The organism is Bacillus halotolerans (genome assembly GCF_001517105.1).
Lineage (GTDB): Bacteria > Bacillota > Bacilli > Bacillales > Bacillaceae > Bacillus > Bacillus halotolerans.
In genome coordinates, this window is the sequence record NZ_LPVF01000008.1 from 1,006,059 (window position 1) to 1,026,941 (window position 20,883).

Below are 20,883 nucleotides of genomic sequence, written 5' to 3' on the forward strand. Positions count from 1 at the left end.
AATAACAAAAATGCCTATTTTCATAGGAAAACAAAAAATAATGGTTGAATTTGAAAATACCATACAAAATACACATAAAAAAAGACTGCCTAAACAGACAGTCAAAACATAGAATCCCATCCTCCGCTTTCTTTACCATTCCTTTATACGCTTCTTCACCAAGATATCATTTTCAATCATTCAGTTATTCCAATCTTATCGTAATCTTCATTAGGCGTTCCGCATATTAATGATTCCTTTTACCAAAACAGCAGACCGTATCTTGCTTCACCTGAAGCGCTGCGGCACAATACTTGTAAATAACCTCTATCTTCTCCTCTTTGTATCCAAAATCATTAAACAGACACAAAGCATAAAAAACCTAACTGCTGGATATAATGTAAACAACCTTACATACCAAAAAAACACATCCCTAGCAATTCCGATACCTAACAAGGAAGTGAAACCTATGAATCGAAAAGGCGGGCTTTTTTCTTCTCAGGAACGAGTAAAGCAATATGTTTCACATACAGATACAGCTGCAGCAAAACAAATACAAACGATTCTTTCTTCATCCTTACGTAAAGCTGCCGGCAGACCGATTGTTGTGGTTTGTATCGGAACAGACCGTTCAACTGGTGACTCATTAGGCCCGCTCGTAGGAATGAAACTCAAACAGATGCAGCTCACCAGATTCCACGTCTACGGCACTCTGTCTGATCCTGTGCATGCTGTAAACATGAAGGACAAATTGATGGAAATTCACAAATTACATAAAAACCCATTTATTGTAGCAGTGGATGCTTGCTTAGGGCGTGTGAAAAGCGTAGGTTCATTCCAGATCGGAGATGGCCCACTAAAGCCTGGTGCCGGTGTACAGAAGGATCTTCCTGAGGTAGGAGATCTCCATGTGAATGGAATTGTAAATGTGAGCGGTTTCATGGAGTACTTTGTTTTACAAAATACAAGACTTCACTTGGTCATGAATATGGCAAATGTTCTTGCTGAAGGACTGAGTTTAACAGATCGAACAGAGTGGCGGCAGGAACGGCTTAGTCCGCTGCAAAGACTCACAGGACGATTATAAAACAAAAAACCATCTTCAATAGAGATGGTTTTCTTTCATTACGATTCTCGTTCTGATAAAAGCTCTAAGATCCGTTCAAGATCCTCATTGGAGAAAAACTCAATTTCGATTTTGCCTTTTTTCTTTTGTCTCTTAATATTTACTGTTGTACCAAAATAATTTTGGAGATACGATTCCCGTTCTTTGATAATCGCATCTTTTACAGGCTCTTTTTTCTTTGTTTCACGTGGAACATTCTGATTTAATTGCTGAATCAGCTGCTCAAGCTGGCGAACGTTAAGCTGTTCTGCAATCACTTTTTGCACAAGCGGTTCAAGCTTGTTTTTATTTTTCAAACCAAGAAGTGTGCGGCCATGCCCCATAGAGAGCGTGCCTTCCGCAATCAGCTGCTGAATGTTCTCAGGCAATGTCAGCAATCTTAAATGGTTGGCAATATGCGGTCTGCTTTTTCCGAGACGTTTTGCAAGCTGCTCTTGCGTGACATCTAAGTGTTTGAGCAAAGAGTCATAAGCCTGAGCCTCTTCCAGCGGTGATAAATCCTCACGCTGAAGGTTTTCCAGTAAAGCAATTTCTCTCATTAACGCCTCTGATAATTCACGGACAATCGCTGGAACTGTTTCTAAACCTGCAAGCTTTGCCGCCCGAAAGCGCCGTTCACCCGCAACGATATCATAGCCTTTTAAAGATTTTCTGACGATAAGCGGCTGGAGAATGCCATGCTGCAGCACAGATTCTTTGAGCTCAGCCAGAGCTTCGTCGTCAAAGTGTTTTCTTGGCTGATAAGGATTAGGGCGTAAATCGGTAACTTTGATTTCCTCAACTGTCTCTTCAGACAAATCAACCTGATTAAACAACGCATTAATCCCTTTTCCAAGGCCTTTAGCCATTCGCAGCCACTTCCTTTGCTAAATCTAAATATACTTCCGCACCTCTTGACCGCGGATCGTATAAAATGATGGGTTTACCGTGACTCGGTGCCTCACTCAGACGTACATTACGCGGAATAACAGTCTGATATACTTTATCTCTAAAGTATTTTTTTACCTCTTCAATCACTTGAATGCCAAGATTTGTCCGGGCATCAAGCATCGTCAGCAATACGCCTTCAATCATTAAATCAGTATTCAAATGCTTTTGCACAAGACGTACGGTATTTAATAATTGGCTCAGTCCCTCCAAGGCATAGTATTCGCACTGTACAGGAATGACAACTGAATCTGAAGCAGTCAACGCGTTAATTGTCAACAATCCCAATGACGGAGGACAATCAATAATTATATAATCATAATTCTGCTTCACTGCTTCAAGCGCTCTCTTAAGTCTCACTTCTCTTGAAATTGTCGGAACCAGCTCGATCTCAGCTCCTGCAAGCTGTATCGTCGCAGGAATCACATCCAAATTCTCTACTGAAGTTGCTTTAATAATATCTATTACATCTGCATCATCTACTAAAATATCGTACACACACTGATCTACATCGGCTTTTTCAATCCCCAATCCGCTCGTTGCATTCCCCTGCGGATCAATATCTACCAGCAGAACCCTTTTCCCTATGTAAGCTAAGCATGCTCCAAGGTTGACAGACGTCGTTGTTTTTCCGACTCCGCCTTTTTGGTTCGTAATTGCTATGATTTTTCCCACGATGTCACCTACTTTCACATGAACATGTACTGTCATGTTTCTATTTTATCAAAAAAAGATTAAAGCGTTTCACTTTTTTCATCATTTTGTTTTTTATCAGAAGGGAATATTTGAAAATTTAATCGGCGCTTTATGGCTTTCTCTTATAAATTCTTAAACTGATATGTTTTTTTGACTTAAAAAAGGGATTTCTAATAGAAAAAAAGAAGAAGTTACAATGCAGAAAGTACAAACAGGACGGTGATCATATGGTTTACAAAACAAAAAGAGATGCACCCGTTACTCTTATGATTGTGTTTCTCATATTACTGATACAAGCAGATGCCATAGTTCCTTTTGTGCTGGGACATATGAGGATATCCGGCTGGATCATTTTTGTTCTGCTGACTCTTTTAAACGTGCTCATCATTTGGAGTTTCATTGATCTGAAATATGTATTGAAGGAGCACCGTTTGATCATTAAAGCCGGATTGATCAAACATCAAATTCCTTACGAAAAAATCGACAAAGTGATACAGCAAAAGAAGCTGTGGTCAGGTTTTCGGCTTATTGGCTCACGGCATGCGATTACGATTTATTATCGGGGAGGCTGGGGACATGCAGTCATTTCTCCAAAAGACATGGAAGAATTTATCCACAAGCTCAAAGAAAAGAATTCTAATATAACAATCGTAACTAAAAGTAATTAATTCCCTTTTAGCGAAAAAGCTCTCCTGAACAGCAGGAGAGCTTTTATTTTGGTATGCGAATCGTCAATTGAATATATTCTTCAAATTCCTCTTCTTCCGTATTCAATTTTACGCCGCTGTCTTCAACCATTGACAGTGACTGACGAATCGTGTTCATTGCAATTCTAGTATCCCTGCTGAACGCTTTGCGTCTAGGCTTTGGTTTTCTCTGGCCTTGCTCCAGCATTTTAACCACGCGGTCTTCTGTCTGCTTTACATTTAAGCTTTTCTCAATTATCTCTGTGAGCAGTGTGACTTGGAGCTCAGGCTGTTTCAGGGGAATCAGCGCTCTGGCATGACGCTCTGTGATTTTCTTCTCCATGATTGCGTCTTGAACCGGCTGAGGCAGCTTTAATAGCCGCAGTTTGTTCGCAATCGTTGACTGCCCTTTTCCTAAACGCTGCGCCAGTGCTTCCTGTGTTAAATCATGAAGCTCAAGGAGCCTTGCGTAGGCATGCGCTTCCTCAATCGAAGACAATTCCTCACGTTGCAAATTTTCAATTAACGCCACAGAAGCGGTTTCCGTGTCGGAAAAATCCTTAATAATGGCCGGAATCTTTTCCCACTCGAGCGATTGCACCGCTCTCCAGCGTCTTTCACCTGCAATGAGTTCGTATTGGCCCTCTTCTTCTGTATGCCTGACAACAATCGGCTGAATAATGCCGTGTGTATGAATGGTCATTGCTAACTCTTTGATTTTTTCATCTGAGAAAATGGTGCGTGGCTGAAAACGGTTGGGAACGATAGCATTTACCGGTATTTCCAGAATCTCTTCTTTGTTTGTCTCATGTTCAGCAATCTCCGGTTCCTGTTCCTTCTCACCAAGCCCGAAGAAACGAGAGAATGAATGCTTCATGTACCTACACCACCTTTAAAAACTGCCATTTTTATAATTCTATTTTCTCATGGTTTTTCCTGCTGTACCGTCATTAATTTTGAAGAAAATATGATGGTATTGTCATATCAGGCTGTCTAAATTACCCTTCAATTGGCGATTTATTAGGAGTTCCCGGTTTTCTTGGATACTTCTTAGGTGTATTTTTGATCTTGCGTATCACCATAATATTACGATCGCTTTCTTCAATAGGCAGCTTAAAGGAATGGGTATTCTCAAGTTCTCCTCCAAGCGTTGTGATTGCTTTTTTCCCCGCATTTAATTCTTCTTCAGCAGATGCGGCTTTTAATGCAACAAATAAACCGTTTTTCTTAACCAGAGGCAGGCAAAGCTCACTTAAAACAGAGAGTCTCGCAACCGCTCGCGCTGTCACGATATCATAGCTTTCCCTTACGTCCTTCCGTTGTCCGAATGTTTCAGCTCTGTCATGGCAAAATGTCGTATTCTCCAATTGTAAAGCTTCAGACAGCTTTTCTAAAAACGTTATTCGTTTGTTTAGTGAATCTACGATTGTGACATGAAGGTGCGGAAAACATATTTTAATCGGCAGACTCGGAAAACCCGCTCCCGCTCCGACATCACAAATCGTATTCATCTGATTGAAGTCGACATAAAATGCAGCTGTAATGGAATCATAAAAATGCTTCAGATACACTTCTTTTTTCTCTGTAATCGAAGTCAGATTGATTTTTTCATTCCACTCAACCAGCATATCGTAATACAGCTCAAATTGCTCCAGCTGACGAGGAGAAAGGGAGATCCCTTTTTCCGCCAGTCCAGAAGTGAATTCTTCAATATTCATGCCGTCATCCTTTCTACTCGGCTATCTTGGCAATGCGGCCCTGCTCTAAATATACCAATAGAATTGAAATGTCTGCCGGGTTCACACCGGAAATACGGGAAGCTTGGGCAACAGACAAAGGCCGTACGTTTTTCAGCTTTTGACGAGCCTCGGTTGCAATCCCCTTAATTGCGTCATAATCAATTCGATCAGGGATTTTTTTGTTTTCCATCTTCTTCAGTTTTTCCACTTGCTGAAGGGATTTTTCAATATACCCTTCATATTTCACTTGAATTTCTACTTGTTCTGCCACTTCTTGCGGAACCAGCACTTCTGGCGGCGCCAGTTTTGTAACAGTTTCATAGTTCATTTCAGGACGTTTCATCAAGTCTGTGCCGCGTACCCCATCTTTCAATTCGCTTCCGCCAAGAGAACGGATATATTCTTGATTTTCTGGAGACGGCTTGATAATCACAGAATGCAGACGTTTTTTCTCCGCTTCGATCGCCGCTTTTTTCTTCTCAAAAGCCGCAAATCGTTCATCAGAAATCAATCCAATGCGGTGGCCGATTTCTGTCAGACGCAGATCTGCATTGTCATGACGAAGAAGCAATCTGTATTCAGCGCGAGATGTCAAAAGACGGTATGGCTCATTTGTCCCTTTCGTCACAAGGTCATCAATGAGAACACCAATGTAGGCGTCAGAACGGCTTAGAATCACTTCTTCTTTTCCAAGCGCTTTTCGTCCTGCATTGATTCCCGCCATAATCCCTTGTCCTGCAGCTTCTTCATAACCGGATGTTCCGTTAATTTGGCCAGCAGTGTAGAGATTGGTAATTTTCTTCGTTTCAAGCGTCGGCCATAGCTGAGTCGGTACAATCGCATCGTACTCAATCGCATAGCCGGCTCTCATCATTTGAACGTTTTCCAGACCCGGAATCGTTGCAAGCATTCTTTGCTGCACGTCCTCTGGAAGACTAGTAGACAAACCTTGAACATAAACTTCCTGCGTATTTCTGCCTTCTGGCTCAAGGAAAATTTGATGACGCGGTTTATCATTAAAACGAACAACTTTATCTTCAATTGACGGGCAGTATCTCGGACCTGTACCTTTGATCATACCGGAATACATCGGCGAACGGTGCAGGTTGCTGTCAATAATTTCATGTGTCTCAGGGCTCGTATATGTCAGCCAGCAAGGAAGCTGATCTGTGATATATTCAACCGTTTCATATGAGAAAGCGCGAGGCACTTCGTCACCAGGCTGAATTTCCGTTTTGCTGTAATCAATCGTGTCGCTTTTGACGCGAGGCGGCGTACCTGTTTTAAAACGAACAAGGTCGAAGCCCAGTTCTTCCAAATGCTCAGAAAGCTTAATAGAAGGCTGCTGGTTGTTCGGACCGCTTGAGTAAGAAAGATCACCGAGAATGATACGTCCTCTCAAATATGTTCCTGTCGTCATAACAACTGCTTTCGCGCGGTAATTCGCACCGGTTTGTGTAATGACACCGCGGCACTCGCCGTCTTCAATGATCAGACGCTCTACAATTCCTTGCAGCAGCGTTAAGTTTGGTTCTTTTTCAAGCGTATTTTTCATTTCATGCTGATATTGGAATTTATCTGCTTGCGCACGCAGCGCACGGACAGCAGGACCTTTTCCTGTATTCAGCATTCTCATTTGAATATGCGTTTTATCAATATTTCTGCCCATTTCTCCGCCAAGCGCGTCAATTTCGCGGACGACAATCCCTTTTGCAGGGCCGCCGACAGACGGATTACATGGCATAAACGCAACCATATCTAAGTTGATGGTCAAGACAAGCGTTTTGGCGCCTTGACGTGCTGATGCGAGGGCAGCCTCAACACCGGCATGCCCGGCGCCAATCACTATCACATCGTATTGGCCTGCTTCATACCCCATGATTCTAGTTCCTCCTTTATTTATTTTCCTAAACAGAACTGTGAAAAGAGCTGATCAATTAAGCTTTCATGGACAGCGTCTCCAATGATTTCGCCCAGAAGCTCCCAGCATCTTGTAAGATCAATCTGCACCATGTCGATCGGGACATCCTGTTCTATGCCGCTAAGCGCGTCTTCAATGGCGCGTTTTGCTTCCTGTAAAATTGAAATATGGCGTGTATTGCTGACATACGTTAAATCTCCGCTTTCAATAGCACCTGTATAGAACAGCGATTGAATCGCTTCCTCCAAATCATTAACGCCTTCTTCTTTTAGAAGAGATGTCGTTACAACAGGACGTCCATTGGCCAGCTCGCGTACACGTTCTATGTCAATTTTCGCCTCTAGGTCAGTCTTATTCATAATGACGATGACGTCCATTCCCTCAACGGCTTCAAAAAGCTTCACGTCTTCTTCAGAAAGCTCTTCACTATAATTGAGCACAAGTAAAATCAGGTCTGCTTCCTTCAGAACCTGACGAGAGCGTTCAACACCTATCCGTTCAACAATATCCTCTGTTTCACGAATACCTGCAGTATCAACAAGACGAAGCGGAACACCTCTTACATTCACGTATTCCTCAATCACATCCCGTGTCGTACCCGGAATATCGGTAACAATAGCTTTTGCCTCCTGAACCAGGCTGTTAAGAAGAGAAGACTTTCCGACATTCGGACGGCCGATAATGACAGTAGAAAGACCTTCCCGCAAAATTTTGCCCTGCTCAGACGTTCTAAGCAGCGCCTCAATTTCTTTTTTAACGGAGCTTGCCTTTTCAACTAAAAGCTGATGTGTCATTTCTTCTACATCATCATACTCCGGATAATCTATATTTACCTCAACATGGGCCAGCGTTTCTAAAATATCATCGCGCAAACGGCGAACCAAAGCAGAGAGACGCCCTTCCATTTGATTCATAGCGACGTTCATTGCCCGATCCGTTTTCGCTCTGATTAAGTCCATCACCGCTTCCGCCTGTGAAAGGTCGATTCGCCCATTTAAAAACGCGCGTTTCGTGAATTCACCAGGCTCCGCCAGTCTCGCTCCCTCTCTTAAGGCGAGCTGGAGCACTTGGTTTACTGTCACAATTCCCCCGTGGCAGTTTATTTCTATAACATCTTCACGTGTAAAAGTTCTCGGTGCTTTTAACACCGATACCATTACTTCCTCCACGACCCGATCCGTACGTTTGTCTACAATATGGCCGTAATGAATCGTGTGTGATTCGACCGAGCTGATCATTTTTCCTTTCGGCCCTTTATACATTCTGTCGGCGATCTGGATGGCTTCCGGTCCGCTCAGCCGCACAATAGCAATCGCACCCTCTCCCATCGGTGTAGAAATGGCAGCAATTGTATCCATGTTGTTCACCTCTCTTTTCTATACTCTCATTCATCTATATAAAAAAATATTTTATTATGCCAAAACTAAAAGATAACATAGTTTGGTTCGAAGTGGAAGATGTGTTATCCACAGACTTAGAAATTCATCCCTTATTACTTTAACTTATCCACATGTGAATAACAATTAATTTTATTTCCTGAACTTCCTTTTTATCAACAGGATACACCTAAAAAGGAAAAACTTAAACGGAAAAAGCTTGATATTACAAGGAAAAATAGATTTTTCTATACAAAAAAACCGAAGCTCCGATTTTTACCGGACTTCGGTTTTATGTTATCTTTTCTGGGAAATAACGAGGTGGCGATTTTCGCCTTCACCCATTGAATACGTTTCGATCTGCTGATTTGCATATCTGGAAAGAGCATCATGAATGATTTTTCTTTCACTGGACGGCATCGGTTCTAAATGAACATCTTTTTTCGTTTTCAAAACCTGGTCTGCCAGTCTCACAGCCAGCTGACTCAGCGTCTCTTTCCTTTTCAAACGGTAGTTTTCTGCATCTACCGTCACATTTAAATACTGATCTGAATAACGATTAAGGACAAGCTGGGTCAAAGTTTGAAGTGCATTTAAGGTTTGTCCTCTTTTTCCAATTAACAATGCCGCTTTTTCACCCGTTATATGGAAACTCACTGCCTTTTTGCTTTCTTTTACAGTCACATCAGACTTTCCGGCAATGGATTCGGCAATTCTTTCAAGATACATCTTTGTTTCCTGAATTGGATCAAATTTTTCAGCCAGCTTCACGATTGCCGGCTTTTTGCCGAATATACCGAGAAAACCTTTGTTTCCCTCTTCAATAACGGTAATTTCAACTTCATCTATCGTTAATTGCAGTTCTCGTAATCCGGACTGTACTGCTTCATCGACATTTCGCCCTGCAGCAGTCACATTCCTCACTTTTTCTTTCCTCCGGCTTTTTGCGGCTGAGGATCTTTTTTAATATCAGGCCCTTTAATGAGGAAAGTTTGCGCAATCATAAACAAGTTACCGACTACCCAATAAAGAGAAAGCGCCGCCGGGAAGTTGATCGCAAACACAATGATCATAATCGGCATAATCCAAAGCATCATTGCCATTTGCGGATTTTGCTGCGCATTGCCCGCCATCATTAATTTTTGCTGTACGAAAGTGGCAACACCGGCAACAATCGGAAGAATATAGAAAGGATCTTTTTCTCCTAAGTCAAACCATAAGAAACTGTGCTCTGAAATTGCCTGTGTTCTCATAATCGCATGATAGAATCCGATTAAAATCGGCATTTGAATTAAAATCGGGAAACACCCTGCCAATGGGTTGACGCCATGCTTTTGAAATAAAGCCATTGTTTCCTGCTGAAGTTTTTGCTGCGTTTTTTGATCCTTTGAGCTGTATTTTTCTTTAAGCTTTTGCATTTCCGGCTGTAAAGCCTGCATCGCTTTCGAGCTTCTCAGCTGCTTGATCATCAGCGGCAAAATTAATAAACGGATTAAAATTGTAACAATAATAATTGACAGTCCATAGTTGTCTCCCGTCAATTTCGCAACATACGTAATGAGCTCAGACAATGGGAATACTACGTACTTGTCCCAAAAATGCGGACTATCTGCAGTGATCGGCTCTTTGACACTCGAGCATCCAGCCAATAGCATGAATACGCCGACCATACTTAATAGCAACCATATTCTCCTTTTCAACAACATTTCCTCCTATAATCATTCTTTACACTCTCTTATTACAAAACATACTTGTATGTATTTTAGCATCTTTCAGTTTTAAATGGTGTCTTTTTCTGATCAACCAGAAAGGAAGCGCTTTTAAAAGTTTTAAGAAAGCAGTGGCATCTACTTTTTTGACGAAGTTTTCTTATATAATGAGGCCTTCCTGAATAAATGCTGCAAACTTTTTTTCGTTTCCTCAAATGTCAGCTGACTTGCTGGTTTTCTGGCAATAATAATATAATCCTTTTCCTTCAGCCTGTCTCTCTCTTCTAGAAAAGCTTGCCGGATCAAACGTTTTATCCGATTCCGCATTACTGCATTGCCAATTTTTTTGCTGACGGAAAGACCAACGCGCAGCTCATCGTTTTCAGGCTGATCAAGCGTATATAAGACAAACTGGCGATTCGCTACTGATGTGCCATGCTTGAACACTTTTTGAAAATCTTCATTTTTCTTTAAACGATTTCGCTTCTTCAAATTGACTCACTCCGATACTGGCTGGCAGAAACTTTTAATTTTATTTGAAAATGAGATGCGCAGAGACAGGGAGATCCCCCTGCTCATACACATCACATATATCTTTTCCCTTAAAGTGAAAAAAGACCACTGACATTATTCAGTGGCCTAAGCTGATAATACTTTTCTGCCTTTGCGGCGACGGCGTGCTAAAACTAGACGACCGTTTTTTGAACTCATACGGCTTCTGAAGCCATGAACTTTACTGCGTTTACGGTTATTCGGTTGGAATGTTCTTTTCATTTATGACACCTCCCTCGAGGAATAGCTGTTAAAGACAGTCTTACTTATTATATTTGCGTTACCTATTCATTGTCAACTTAACTAGTGCTTTTATTTCTTGCAACCATAATAGGATACCATACCTTCTCGACTTTCGAAACCTTATTTTTCAGATTCCTGAAATTAACGAAAAAAAGTCCTGATTCAAATAACATTCTGAGCTGAAAATACGTGATGTGGATATCTTTTTTCCCTTTTTTCAATATCCACAAAGGTTATCGACAACATTTTCACACCGCCAACCCCTGTGGACAAATTTTTTTCAACAGGTTGTCCGCTTTGTGGATAAGATTATGACAACCATTGCAAGCTCTCGTTTAATTTGGTATTATATTTGTGTTTTAACTCTTGATTACTAATCTTGCTTTCACTCATTATCCACAAACTGTGGATAACTTGTGGATTGATTTCACACAGTATGTGTAGAAAGTTGTCCACAAGTTGTGAAATTTGTCGAAAAGCTATTTATCTACTATATTATATGTTTTCAACATTTAATGTGTACGAATGGTTACCGCCATTTGCTCTTTTTTTGTGTTCTATAACAGAAAAAGACGTTATTTTCTTAGAAAAGGAGGGACGTGCCGGAAGATGGAAAATATATTAGACCTGTGGAACCAAGCCCTTGCTCAAATCGAAAAAAAATTGAGCAAACCGAGTTTCGAGACTTGGATGAAATCAACGAAAGCCCACTCACTGCAAGGAGATACATTGACAATTACCGCTCCTAATGAATTTGCCAGAGACTGGCTGGAGTCCAGATACTTGCATCTCATTGCAGATACTATATATGAATTAACCGGGGAAGAATTGAGCATTAAGTTTGTCATTCCTCAAAATCAAGATGTCGAAGACTTTATGCCAAAACCGCAAGTCAAAAAAGCGGTAAAAGAAGATACATCTGATTTTCCTCAAAATATGCTCAACCCAAAATATACATTTGATACTTTTGTCATCGGATCTGGAAACCGATTCGCTCACGCAGCTTCCCTGGCAGTAGCGGAAGCACCTGCAAAAGCATACAACCCTTTATTTATCTATGGGGGAGTTGGCTTAGGGAAAACACACTTAATGCATGCGATCGGCCATTATGTAATAGATCATAATCCTTCTGCCAAAGTGGTTTATCTGTCTTCTGAGAAATTTACTAACGAGTTCATCAACTCTATTCGGGATAATAAAGCAGTTGATTTCCGCAATCGCTACCGAAATGTTGATGTGCTTTTGATAGATGATATTCAATTTTTAGCCGGGAAAGAACAAACGCAAGAAGAATTTTTCCATACTTTTAACACGCTGCACGAAGAAAGCAAACAAATCGTCATTTCAAGTGATAGACCGCCTAAAGAAATTCCGACACTTGAAGACAGATTGCGTTCACGCTTTGAATGGGGTCTGATTACAGATATCACGCCTCCTGATTTAGAAACGAGAATTGCGATTTTAAGAAAAAAAGCTAAAGCGGAAGGCTTGGATATTCCGAACGAGGTTATGCTTTATATCGCAAATCAAATCGACAGCAACATTCGGGAGCTGGAAGGGGCGTTAATCAGGGTCGTTGCTTATTCATCTTTAATTAATAAAGATATTAATGCCGATCTGGCCGCTGAGGCATTGAAAGATATTATTCCTTCCTCAAAACCGAAAGTGATTACAATAAAAGAAATTCAGAGAGTAGTAGGCCAGCAATTCAATATTAAGCTGGAGGATTTCAAAGCAAAAAAACGGACAAAATCGGTAGCATTCCCGCGTCAAATCGCTATGTACTTATCGAGAGAAATGACCGACTCCTCTCTCCCTAAAATCGGAGAGGAATTCGGAGGACGTGACCATACAACCGTTATTCATGCGCATGAAAAAATTTCAAAACTGCTGGCAGATGATGAACAGCTTCAGCAGCATGTAAAAGAAATTAAGGAACAGCTGAAATAATAGGGCCGGGGATAAATCGGGAGAAGTGTGAATAACTTTTCTAAAGTCATGCACAGTCTGTCCACATGTGGATAGGCTGTGTTTCCTGTCTTTTTCACAACTTATCCACAAATCCACAAGCCCTACTATTACTTCTACTACTTTTTTTAAAAAAATATATATATTAAACATTATCCGTTAGGAGGATAAAAATGAAATTTACGATTCAAAAAGATCGTCTTGTTGAAAGTGTCCAAGATGTATTAAAAGCAGTTTCATCCAGAACTACAATTCCGATTTTGACCGGTATTAAGATCGTTGCCTCAGATGAAGGGGTATCTTTTACTGGAAGCGATTCAGATATTTCCATCGAGTCTTTTATTCCAAAAGAAGAAGGAGATAAAGAAATCGTTACGATTGAACAGCCAGGCAGCATTGTATTACAAGCCCGCTTCTTTAGTGAGATTGTAAAAAAACTCCCGATGGCAGCTGTAGAAATCGAAGTGCAAAATCAATATCTGACGATTATCCGCTCTGGAAAAGCCGAATTTAACCTAAATGGGCTTGATGCTGATGAGTATCCGCACTTGCCGCAGATTGAAGAGCATCATGCGATTCAGATCCCTACGGATTTATTAAAAAACCTAATTAGACAAACAGTGTTCGCGGTGTCCACCTCAGAAACACGTCCTATCTTGACAGGTGTAAACTGGAAAGTGGAGAAAAGTGAATTATTATGCACTGCAACGGATAGCCACCGTTTAGCTTTAAGAAAAGCGAAACTTGATATTTCAGAAGACAGATCCTATAACGTCGTGATTCCGGGTAAGAGCTTAACTGAGCTCAGCAAGATTTTGGATGACAACCAAGAACTTGTAGATATCGTCATCACAGAAACCCAGGTTCTGTTTAAAGCAAAAAACGTCTTGTTCTTCTCACGCCTGCTGGATGGAAATTATCCGGATACAACCAGCCTTATTCCACAAGAGAGCAAGACAGAAATCATTGTGAACACCAAAGAATTCCTTCAGGCGATTGATCGTGCATCTCTATTAGCCAGAGAAGGACGCAATAACGTGGTGAAGCTTTCTGCAAAACCTGCTGAATCAATTGAGATTTCTTCTAATTCACCTGAAATCGGAAAAGTGGTGGAAGCGGTTCTTGCAGATCAAATCGAGGGTGAGGAATTAAATATCTCATTTAGTCCAAAATATATGCTGGATGCATTAAAGGTGCTTGAAGGAGCAGAGATACGTGTAAGCTTTACAGGAGCTATGAGACCTTTCTTAATTCGCACGCCGAATGATGAAACAATCGTACAGCTTATCCTCCCTGTCAGAACCTATTAATCCGATATACGGCTGCCGACCTGCTCGGCAGCTTTTCTATTCGTAATCTGCTCCGTCAAGTTTTCCCTTTCCCTAATTCGTTTTTTTTTAGTACAATTAGATATTAGTGATATTTGAAAGAGGTCGATATAATGGCAAATCCGATTTCTATTGATACAGAGATGATTACACTCGGGCAATTTCTGAAATTAGCCGATGTGATTCAGTCAGGCGGCATGGCAAAGTGGTTTTTGAGCGAGCATGAAGTGCTTGTGAACAATGAGCCGGACAATCGCCGCGGCAGAAAGCTGTATGTTGGAGATGTGGTAGAGATTGAAGGATTTGGTTCATTTCAAGTCGTCAATTAAAGCGGGTGACACTGATTGTATATCCAGAACTTAGAACTGACATCTTACCGCAACTATGAACATGCTGAGCTTCAATTTGAAAATAAAGTAAATGTGATCATTGGAGAAAATGCTCAGGGGAAAACAAACCTCATGGAAGCGATCTATGTCTTGTCCATGGCAAAATCGCATCGGACTTCAAATGACAAAGAACTTATCCGATGGGACAAAGACTATGCTAAAATAGAGGGAAGAGTGATGAAGCAAAACGGAGCGATACCGATGCAGCTCGTCATCTCCAAAAAGGGTAAAAAGGGCAAGGTCAATCATATCGAACAGCAAAAGCTCAGCCAGTATGTCGGCGCCCTCAACACCATCATGTTTGCGCCGGAAGATTTAAACCTTGTAAAGGGAAGCCCTCAAGTGAGGCGGAGATTTCTTGACATGGAAATCGGCCAAGTTTCTCCTGTCTACCTGTATGACCTTTCTCTTTACCAGAAGATTCTTTCCCAACGAAATCATTTTTTGAAACAGCTGCAAACAAGAAAACAAACTGACAGAACAATGCTTGATGTTCTGACTGATCAGCTTATTGAAGTTGCCGCAAAAGTCGTCGTAAAACGTCTGCAGTTCACGGCACAGCTCGAAAAATGGGCGCAGCCTATCCATTCGGGCATCTCAAGAGGGCTTGAGGAATTGACGCTGAAGTACCATACGGCGCTTGAGGTATCAGATCCTGAAGACTTGTCGAAAATAGGAGATAGCTATCAAGAAGCGTTTTCTAAATTAAGAGAAAAAGAAATCGAGCGCGGCGTCACGCTGTCTGGACCTCATCGGGATGATGTTCTTTTCTATGTGAACGGACGCGATGTGCAGACGTATGGGTCTCAAGGACAGCAGCGGACGACGGCATTATCCCTTAAGCTGGCTGAGATTGACCTGATCCATGAAGAAATCGGAGAATATCCCATTTTACTATTGGATGATGTGCTGAGTGAGCTGGATGATTATCGCCAATCGCACTTGCTTCATACCATCCAGGGCCGTGTACAAACGTTTGTCACAACGACAAGCGTTGATGGCATTGATCACGAAACCTTACGGCAAGCAGGAATGTTCCGTGTGCAAAACGGTACGTTAGTGAAGTGAAGAAATGAGGTGGGCAATTGTATATTCATTTAGGTGATGATTTTGTGGTTTCAACACGCGATATTATTGGCATTTTTGATTTTAAAGCCAACATGTCGCCAATTGTTGAAGAATTTCTGGAAAAACAGATACACAAGCTGGTGCCTTCCGTAAACGGCACACCCAAATCTATCGTAGTCACGGTTCAGAATATATATTACTCTCCCTTATCTTCCAGCACATTAAAAAAACGTGCGCAATTTATGGTTGAAATAGATTCTTAGTGATTTTTTATAACGAATATATTGTTTAAGAAAAGTGTAGGTGAATAACGTGGCTATGGAACAGCAGCAAAATAGTTATGATGAAAATCAGATACAGGTACTAGAAGGATTGGAAGCTGTTCGTAAAAGACCGGGGATGTACATCGGTTCAACCAACAGTAAAGGCCTTCACCATCTGGTATGGGAAATTGTCGACAATAGTATTGACGAAGCCCTGGCCGGTTATTGTACAGATATCAATATTCAAATTGAAAAAGACAACAGCATCACGGTAATTGATAATGGCCGCGGGATTCCAGTCGGTATTCATGAGAAAATGGGTCGTCCTGCGGTTGAAGTCATTATGACTGTGCTTCACGCCGGCGGAAAATTTGACGGAAGCGGATATAAAGTGTCCGGAGGCTTGCACGGTGTAGGTGCCTCGGTCGTTAACGCGTTATCAACAGAGCTTGATGTGACTGTTCACCGTGACGGAAAAATCCATCGCCAAGTCTATAACCGCGGTGTCCCGGTTTCTGATCTTGAGGTTATTGGCGAAACGGATCATACAGGAACGACTACACACTTTGTTCCAGATCCTGAAATCTTCACGGAAACAACTGAGTATGAATATGATTTGCTTGCTAACCGTGTTCGCGAACTAGCCTTTTTGACAAAAGGCGTAAACATCACGATTGAAGATAAACGTGAAGGCCAAGAGCGCAAAAATGAGTATCATTACGAAGGCGGAATTAAAAGCTATGTAGAGTATTTAAACCGCTCCAAAGAAGTTGTCCATGAAGAGCCGATTTATATTGAAGGCGAAAAGGACGGTATTACGGTTGAAGTCGCTCTGCAATACAATGACAGCTACACAAGCAATATTTACTCATTTACAAACAATATCAACACGTACGAAGGCGGTACCCACGAAGCCGGTTTTAAAACGGGGCTGACTCGTGTCATCAATGATTACGCCAGAAAAAAAGGACTCATAAAAGAAAATGATCCAAACTTAAGCGGAGATGATGTGAGAGAAGGGCTTACCGCGATTATCTCGATCAAACACCCGGATCCGCAGTTCGAAGGCCAAACGAAAACAAAACTAGGCAACTCAGAGGCGCGGACGATCACAGATACGTTATTTTCTGCGGCGTTGGAAACATTTATGCTGGAAAATCCAGATGCGGCCAAAAAAATCGTTGACAAAGGTTTAATGGCAGCAAGAGCAAGAATGGCTGCGAAAAAAGCGCGTGAATTAACGCGCCGCAAAAGTGCTTTGGAGATTTCAAACCTTCCTGGTAAATTAGCGGACTGCTCTTCGAAAGACCCGAGCATCTCCGAGTTATATATCGTAGAGGGTGACTCTGCCGGAGGATCTGCAAAACAGGGACGTGACAGGCATTTCCAAGCCATTTTGCCGCTAAGAGGTAAAATCCTAAACGTTGAAAAAGCAAGGCTTGATAAAATTCTTTCTAACAACGAAGTTCGTTCTATGATTACTGCACTCGGCACAGGTATCGGGGAAGATTTCAACTTGGAAAAAGCCCGTTATCACAAAGTCGTCATTATGACAGATGCCGACGTTGACGGCGCGCACATCAGAACATTGCTGTTGACGTTCTTTTACAGATATATGCGTCAGATTATCGAAAATGGCTACGTGTACATCGCACAGCCGCCGCTCTACAAAGTCCAGCAGGGTAAACGTGTTGAATATGCATACAATGACAAGCAGCTTGAGGAGTTGTTGCAAACTCTTCCTCAAACGCCTAAGCCTGGATTGCAGCGTTACAAAGGTCTCGGTGAAATGAATGCCACCCAACTTTGGGAGACAACTATGGACCCGGGCTCAAGAACGCTTCTGCAGGTGACTCTAGAGGATGCAATGGATGCGGATGAAACGTTCGAAATGCTGATGGGAGACAAAGTAGAACCGCGCAGAAATTTCATAGAAGCAAATGCGAGATACGTAAAAAATCTCGATATCTAATAATACAAAGCCTTATTTCCAATAAGAAATAAGGCTTTTTTCTGAACGGGACAGGACGCAGGAATTCTTGTGAAGCCTATATATTCTAGTAATTTAATGTGTATAAGTATAAGTTTATTGATATAATGGAGAATAGTGAAATCGTATTGAAGATCATAATGGACAATCTACTCCCACATAATTTCATGTGATACTTCAGGGAGGTTTTTTAATGAGTGAACAAAACACACCAAAAGTTCGTGAAATAAATATCAGTCAGGAAATGCGCACGTCCTTTTTGGATTATGCGATGAGCGTTATCGTATCCCGGGCACTGCCGGATGTGCGTGACGGTTTAAAACCGGTTCACAGACGGATTTTATACGCGATGAATGATTTAGGCATGACGAGTGACAAGCCGTATAAAAAATCGGCTCGTATCGTCGGAGAAGTTATCGGGAAATACCACCCTCACGGTGATTCAGCGGTATATGAATCTATGGTCAGAATGGCGCAGGATTTCAACTACCGTTATATGCTGGTGGACGGTCACGGAAACTTTGGTTCTGTAGACGGAGACTCAGCCGCTGCGATGCGGTACACCGAAGCCAGAATGTCTAAGATCGCCATGGAAATTCTGCGAGACATTACAAAAGACACGATTGATTATCAAGATAACTATGATGGTTCAGAGAGAGAACCTGTTGTCATGCCGTCAAGATTCCCGAACCTGCTTGTAAATGGAGCAGCTGGTATTGCAGTCGGAATGGCTACAAATATACCGCCGCACCAGCTTGGAGAAATTATTGACGGAGTGCTTGCCGTAAGCGAGAACAAGGACATAACAATCCAAGAGCTGATGGAATTCATTCCTGGACCGGATTTCCCGACTGCCGGACAAATTTTAGGCAGAAGCGGAATTCGCAAGGCATATGAATCCGGAAGAGGTTCTATTACGATTCGGGCAAAAGCAGAAATTGAAGAAACTTCGTCAGGGAAAGAAAGAATTTTAGTAACAGAACTCCCTTATCAGGTGAATAAGGCGCGTCTAATTGAGAAGATTGCTGATCTTGTCAGAGATAAGAAAATTGAAGGAATAACTGATTTGCGTGACGAATCTGACCGTAACGGTATGCGGATTGTCATTGAAATCAGACGAGATGCCAATGCGCATGTTATCCTGAACAATCTTTACAAACAAACGGCCCTGCAAACTTCCTTCGGGATTAACATGCTGGCGCTGGTTGACGGTGAGCCGAAAGTATTAAATTTAAAGCAATGCCTCGTGCATTATCTAGATCACCAAAAAGTCGTTATCAGACGCCGTACTGCTTATGAATTGCGTAAAGCGGAGGCGAGAGCGCATATCTTGGAAGGGTTAAGGATTGCTCTTGATCATCTTGATGCAGTTATTTCCCTTATCCGCAACTCTCAAACGGCTGAAATTGCGAGAACAGGGTTAATTGAACAATTCTCGCTGACCGAAAAACAAGCCCAAGCTATTCTAGACATGAGGCTCCAGCGTTTAACAGGGTTGGAACGAGAAAAGATTGAAGAAGAATACCAATCCCTTATTAAATTAATTGCAGAGCTTAAAGAAATCTTGGCCAATGAAGAAAAAGTGCTTGAGATCATCCGTGAAGAGCTCACAGAAATTAAAGAGCGTTTCAACGATGTAAGACGCACTGAGATTGTTACTGCCGGCCTTGAAACAATTGAAGATGAAGATCTCATCGAAAGAGAAAACATCGTTGTCACTCTGACGCATAACGGATATATCAAACGTCTGCCTGCTTCGACTTACCGCAGTCAAAAGCGCGGAGGAAAAGGCGTTCAGGGAATGGGGACAAACGAAGATGATTTCGTTGAACATCTGATTTCTACTTCAACACATGACACGATTCTCTTCTTCTCCAACAAAGGGAAAGTGTATCGTTCAAAAGGGTATGAAATTCCTGAATACGGTAGAACTGCTAAGGGAATCCCGATTATCAATTTGTTGGAGGTAGAAAAAGGTGAATGGATTAACGCAATAATCCCAGTCACTGCATTCGAAGAAGATCTCTATCTCTTCTTCACAACAAAACATGGGGTTTCAAAACGCACTTCACTGTCTCAGTTTGCTAATATCCGTAACAACGGCTTAATTGCGCTGAGCCTGCGTGAAGATGATGAATTAATGGGTGTCCGGCTTACTGACGGCACAAAACAAATCATCATCGGAACGAAAAACGGCCTGCTGATTCGTTTCTCTGAAACAGATGTTAGGGAAATGGGAAGAACAGCGGCAGGCGTAAAAGGCATCACCCTTACTGACGACGATATTGTCGTCGGCATGGAAATATTAGAGGAAGAATCTGATGTCCTTATCGTGACCGAGAAAGGTTACGGCAAACGAACTCCGGCTGAAGAATACAGAACTCAAAGCCGAGGCGGAAAAGGACTGAAAACATGTAAAATCACGGAGAACAACGGCCATTTAGTAGCGGTGAAAGCTACCAAAGGTGAAGAGGATCTGATGATTATTACTGCCAGCGGTGTACTGATCAGAATGGATATCAATGATATCTCAACTACCGGACGCGTAACTCAAGGTGTACGTCTCATCAGAATGGCGGAACAAGAGCATGTGGCCACAGTCGCATTAGTTGAGAAAAACGATGATAATGAAGAAAATGAGCAAGAAGAGACAGAAGAAAGTTAAGAAAAAGCGCAGCCGTACCAGCTGCGCTTTTTTATATCAAAAACTCTTTACAACGAGAAGATTTATGGTATAATCATTTCTGTTGTCTTTTAAAAGACATAGACATTACTAGATGAAAACATTTTTTAAAAAAGTGTTGACCTAGTTAACTAAAAATGTTACTATTAAGTAGTCGCTTCGAGAGAGGCGCACAAAGTTCTTTGAAAACTAAACAAGACAAAACGTACCTGTTAATTCAAAGTTTTATTATAAAATCGC

Annotated in this window: 19 protein-coding genes; 9 read left to right on the forward strand and 10 right to left on the reverse strand. The window is 41.7% G+C overall.

Features of this window, described 5'->3' with window-relative positions; genetic code table 11:
- Positions 1-448: 448 nt before the first annotated feature.
- Positions 449-1,066, forward strand: a complete 618-nt coding sequence (gene yyaC / locus AU387_RS07530; protein ID WP_044160286.1) for a spore protease YyaC — start codon at positions 449-451, stop codon at positions 1,064-1,066.
- 38 nt (positions 1,067-1,104) lie between these two features.
- On the opposite strand, the gene spo0J is transcribed toward yyaC, so the two are convergent.
- On the reverse strand, positions 1,105-1,953 hold the full coding sequence (gene spo0J, locus AU387_RS07535) for a stage 0 sporulation protein Spo0J (RefSeq protein ID WP_044160288.1): 849 nt from the start codon (positions 1,951-1,953) through the stop codon (positions 1,105-1,107).
- Positions 1,946-2,707: a sporulation initiation inhibitor protein Soj gene (soj, locus tag AU387_RS07540; protein WP_010332665.1), complete on the reverse strand. Its 762-nt coding sequence runs from the start codon at positions 2,705-2,707 to the stop codon at positions 1,946-1,948. The genes spo0J and soj overlap by 8 nt, the downstream gene beginning before the upstream one ends.
- 248 nt (positions 2,708-2,955) lie before the next feature.
- Here soj and AU387_RS07545 point away from each other — a divergent pair, with 248 nt between their 5' ends.
- On the forward strand, positions 2,956-3,396 hold the full coding sequence (locus tag AU387_RS07545; protein WP_059335351.1) for a PH domain-containing protein: 441 nt from the start codon (positions 2,956-2,958) through the stop codon (positions 3,394-3,396).
- A 43-nt stretch (positions 3,397-3,439) separates the two neighbouring features.
- On the opposite strand, the gene noc is transcribed toward AU387_RS07545, so the two are convergent.
- From noc to rpmH, 8 genes are all read right to left on the reverse strand, one after another.
- Positions 3,440-4,291, reverse strand: coding sequence for a nucleoid occlusion protein (gene noc / locus AU387_RS07550; RefSeq protein ID WP_003219249.1), 852 nt, complete (start codon positions 4,289-4,291; stop codon positions 3,440-3,442).
- Positions 4,292-4,412: 121 nt separating this feature from the next.
- Entirely contained in the window at positions 4,413-5,132 is a 720-nt protein-coding gene (gene rsmG, locus AU387_RS07555) for a 16S rRNA (guanine(527)-N(7))-methyltransferase RsmG (RefSeq protein ID WP_024123575.1), read from the reverse strand.
- A 13-nt stretch (positions 5,133-5,145) separates the two neighbouring features.
- Positions 5,146-7,032 (reverse strand): tRNA uridine-5-carboxymethylaminomethyl(34) synthesis enzyme MnmG, encoded by a 1,887-nt coding sequence (gene mnmG, locus AU387_RS07560; protein ID WP_059335352.1) that lies wholly within the window; start codon positions 7,030-7,032, stop codon positions 5,146-5,148.
- Positions 7,033-7,052: 20 nt separating this feature from the next.
- A complete protein-coding gene (gene mnmE / locus AU387_RS07565) occupies positions 7,053-8,432 on the reverse strand; it encodes a tRNA uridine-5-carboxymethylaminomethyl(34) synthesis GTPase MnmE (protein ID WP_059335353.1) in 1,380 nt (459 codons plus the stop codon).
- 315 nt (positions 8,433-8,747) lie between these two features.
- Positions 8,748-9,374, reverse strand: a complete 627-nt coding sequence (jag, locus tag AU387_RS07570) for an RNA-binding cell elongation regulator Jag/EloR (RefSeq protein ID WP_044160291.1) — start codon at positions 9,372-9,374, stop codon at positions 8,748-8,750.
- Positions 9,371-10,156, reverse strand: a complete 786-nt coding sequence (gene spoIIIJ / locus AU387_RS07575; protein WP_081638392.1) for a YidC family membrane integrase SpoIIIJ — start codon at positions 10,154-10,156, stop codon at positions 9,371-9,373. The genes jag and spoIIIJ overlap by 4 nt, the downstream gene beginning before the upstream one ends.
- Before the next feature lie 141 nt (positions 10,157-10,297).
- Positions 10,298-10,651, reverse strand: coding sequence for a ribonuclease P protein component (gene rnpA, locus AU387_RS07580; protein WP_010332672.1), 354 nt, complete (start codon positions 10,649-10,651; stop codon positions 10,298-10,300).
- A 147-nt stretch (positions 10,652-10,798) separates the two neighbouring features.
- On the reverse strand, positions 10,799-10,933 hold the full coding sequence (gene rpmH / locus AU387_RS07585) for a 50S ribosomal protein L34 (RefSeq protein ID WP_003178075.1): 135 nt from the start codon (positions 10,931-10,933) through the stop codon (positions 10,799-10,801).
- Between the two features lie 630 nt (positions 10,934-11,563).
- Between rpmH and dnaA the strand changes: the two genes are divergently transcribed.
- From dnaA to gyrA, 7 genes are all read left to right on the forward strand, one after another.
- Complete coding sequence (gene dnaA, locus AU387_RS07590) at positions 11,564-12,904, forward strand: chromosomal replication initiator protein DnaA (protein WP_003242674.1); 1,341 nt, start codon at positions 11,564-11,566, stop codon at positions 12,902-12,904.
- Between the two features lie 191 nt (positions 12,905-13,095).
- Positions 13,096-14,232, forward strand: a complete 1,137-nt coding sequence (dnaN, locus tag AU387_RS07595) for a DNA polymerase III subunit beta (RefSeq protein WP_010332674.1) — start codon at positions 13,096-13,098, stop codon at positions 14,230-14,232.
- A gap of 131 nt (positions 14,233-14,363) precedes the next feature.
- The gene (gene rlbA / locus AU387_RS07600; protein ID WP_003219264.1) at positions 14,364-14,579 is read left to right on the forward strand and encodes a ribosome maturation protein RlbA; all 216 of its coding nucleotides are present in this window, start codon (positions 14,364-14,366) and stop codon (positions 14,577-14,579) included.
- Positions 14,580-14,594: 15 nt separating this feature from the next.
- The gene (recF, locus tag AU387_RS07605) at positions 14,595-15,707 is read left to right on the forward strand and encodes a DNA replication/repair protein RecF (protein ID WP_024123582.1); all 1,113 of its coding nucleotides are present in this window, start codon (positions 14,595-14,597) and stop codon (positions 15,705-15,707) included.
- A gap of 17 nt (positions 15,708-15,724) precedes the next feature.
- Positions 15,725-15,970: an extracellular matrix regulator RemB gene (remB, locus tag AU387_RS07610; RefSeq protein WP_059335354.1), complete on the forward strand. Its 246-nt coding sequence runs from the start codon at positions 15,725-15,727 to the stop codon at positions 15,968-15,970.
- A gap of 55 nt (positions 15,971-16,025) precedes the next feature.
- Positions 16,026-17,942, forward strand: coding sequence for a DNA topoisomerase (ATP-hydrolyzing) subunit B (gyrB, locus tag AU387_RS07615; RefSeq protein ID WP_024123584.1), 1,917 nt, complete (start codon positions 16,026-16,028; stop codon positions 17,940-17,942).
- 211 nt (positions 17,943-18,153) lie between these two features.
- Positions 18,154-20,625 carry a DNA gyrase subunit A gene (gene gyrA, locus AU387_RS07620; RefSeq protein WP_044160296.1) on the forward strand — a complete coding sequence of 824 codons (2,472 nt, stop codon included), beginning with the start codon at positions 18,154-18,156 and terminating at the stop codon, positions 20,623-20,625.
- The last annotated feature ends 258 nt before the right edge of the window (positions 20,626-20,883 follow it).

Excerpts from the sequence above, each read along its gene's own strand:
- gyrA (WP_044160296.1), top strand. The coding sequence starts at position 18,154 with ATGAGTGAACAAAACACACCAAAAGTTCGTGAAATAAATATCAGTCAG.
- mnmE (WP_059335353.1), bottom strand. The coding sequence starts at position 8,432 with ATGGATACAATTGCTGCCATTTCTACACCGATGGGAGAGGGTGCGATT.
- rlbA (WP_003219264.1), top strand. The coding sequence starts at position 14,364 with ATGGCAAATCCGATTTCTATTGATACAGAGATGATTACACTCGGGCAA.
- AU387_RS07545 (WP_059335351.1), top strand. The coding sequence starts at position 2,956 with ATGGTTTACAAAACAAAAAGAGATGCACCCGTTACTCTTATGATTGTG.
- mnmG (WP_059335352.1), bottom strand. The coding sequence starts at position 7,032 with ATGGGGTATGAAGCAGGCCAATACGATGTGATAGTGATTGGCGCCGGG.
- rpmH (WP_003178075.1), bottom strand. The coding sequence starts at position 10,933 with ATGAAAAGAACATTCCAACCGAATAACCGTAAACGCAGTAAAGTTCAT.
- spo0J (WP_044160288.1), bottom strand. The coding sequence starts at position 1,953 with ATGGCTAAAGGCCTTGGAAAAGGGATTAATGCGTTGTTTAATCAGGTT.
- rsmG (WP_024123575.1), bottom strand. The coding sequence starts at position 5,132 with ATGAATATTGAAGAATTCACTTCTGGACTGGCGGAAAAAGGGATCTCC.
- noc (WP_003219249.1), bottom strand. The coding sequence starts at position 4,291 with ATGAAGCATTCATTCTCTCGTTTCTTCGGGCTTGGTGAGAAGGAACAG.
- dnaA (WP_003242674.1), top strand. The coding sequence starts at position 11,564 with ATGGAAAATATATTAGACCTGTGGAACCAAGCCCTTGCTCAAATCGAA.
- spoIIIJ (WP_081638392.1), bottom strand. The coding sequence starts at position 10,156 with ATGTTGTTGAAAAGGAGAATATGGTTGCTATTAAGTATGGTCGGCGTA.
- dnaN (WP_010332674.1), top strand. The coding sequence starts at position 13,096 with ATGAAATTTACGATTCAAAAAGATCGTCTTGTTGAAAGTGTCCAAGAT.
- gyrB (WP_024123584.1), top strand. The coding sequence starts at position 16,026 with ATGGAACAGCAGCAAAATAGTTATGATGAAAATCAGATACAGGTACTA.
- yyaC (WP_044160286.1), top strand. The coding sequence starts at position 449 with ATGAATCGAAAAGGCGGGCTTTTTTCTTCTCAGGAACGAGTAAAGCAA.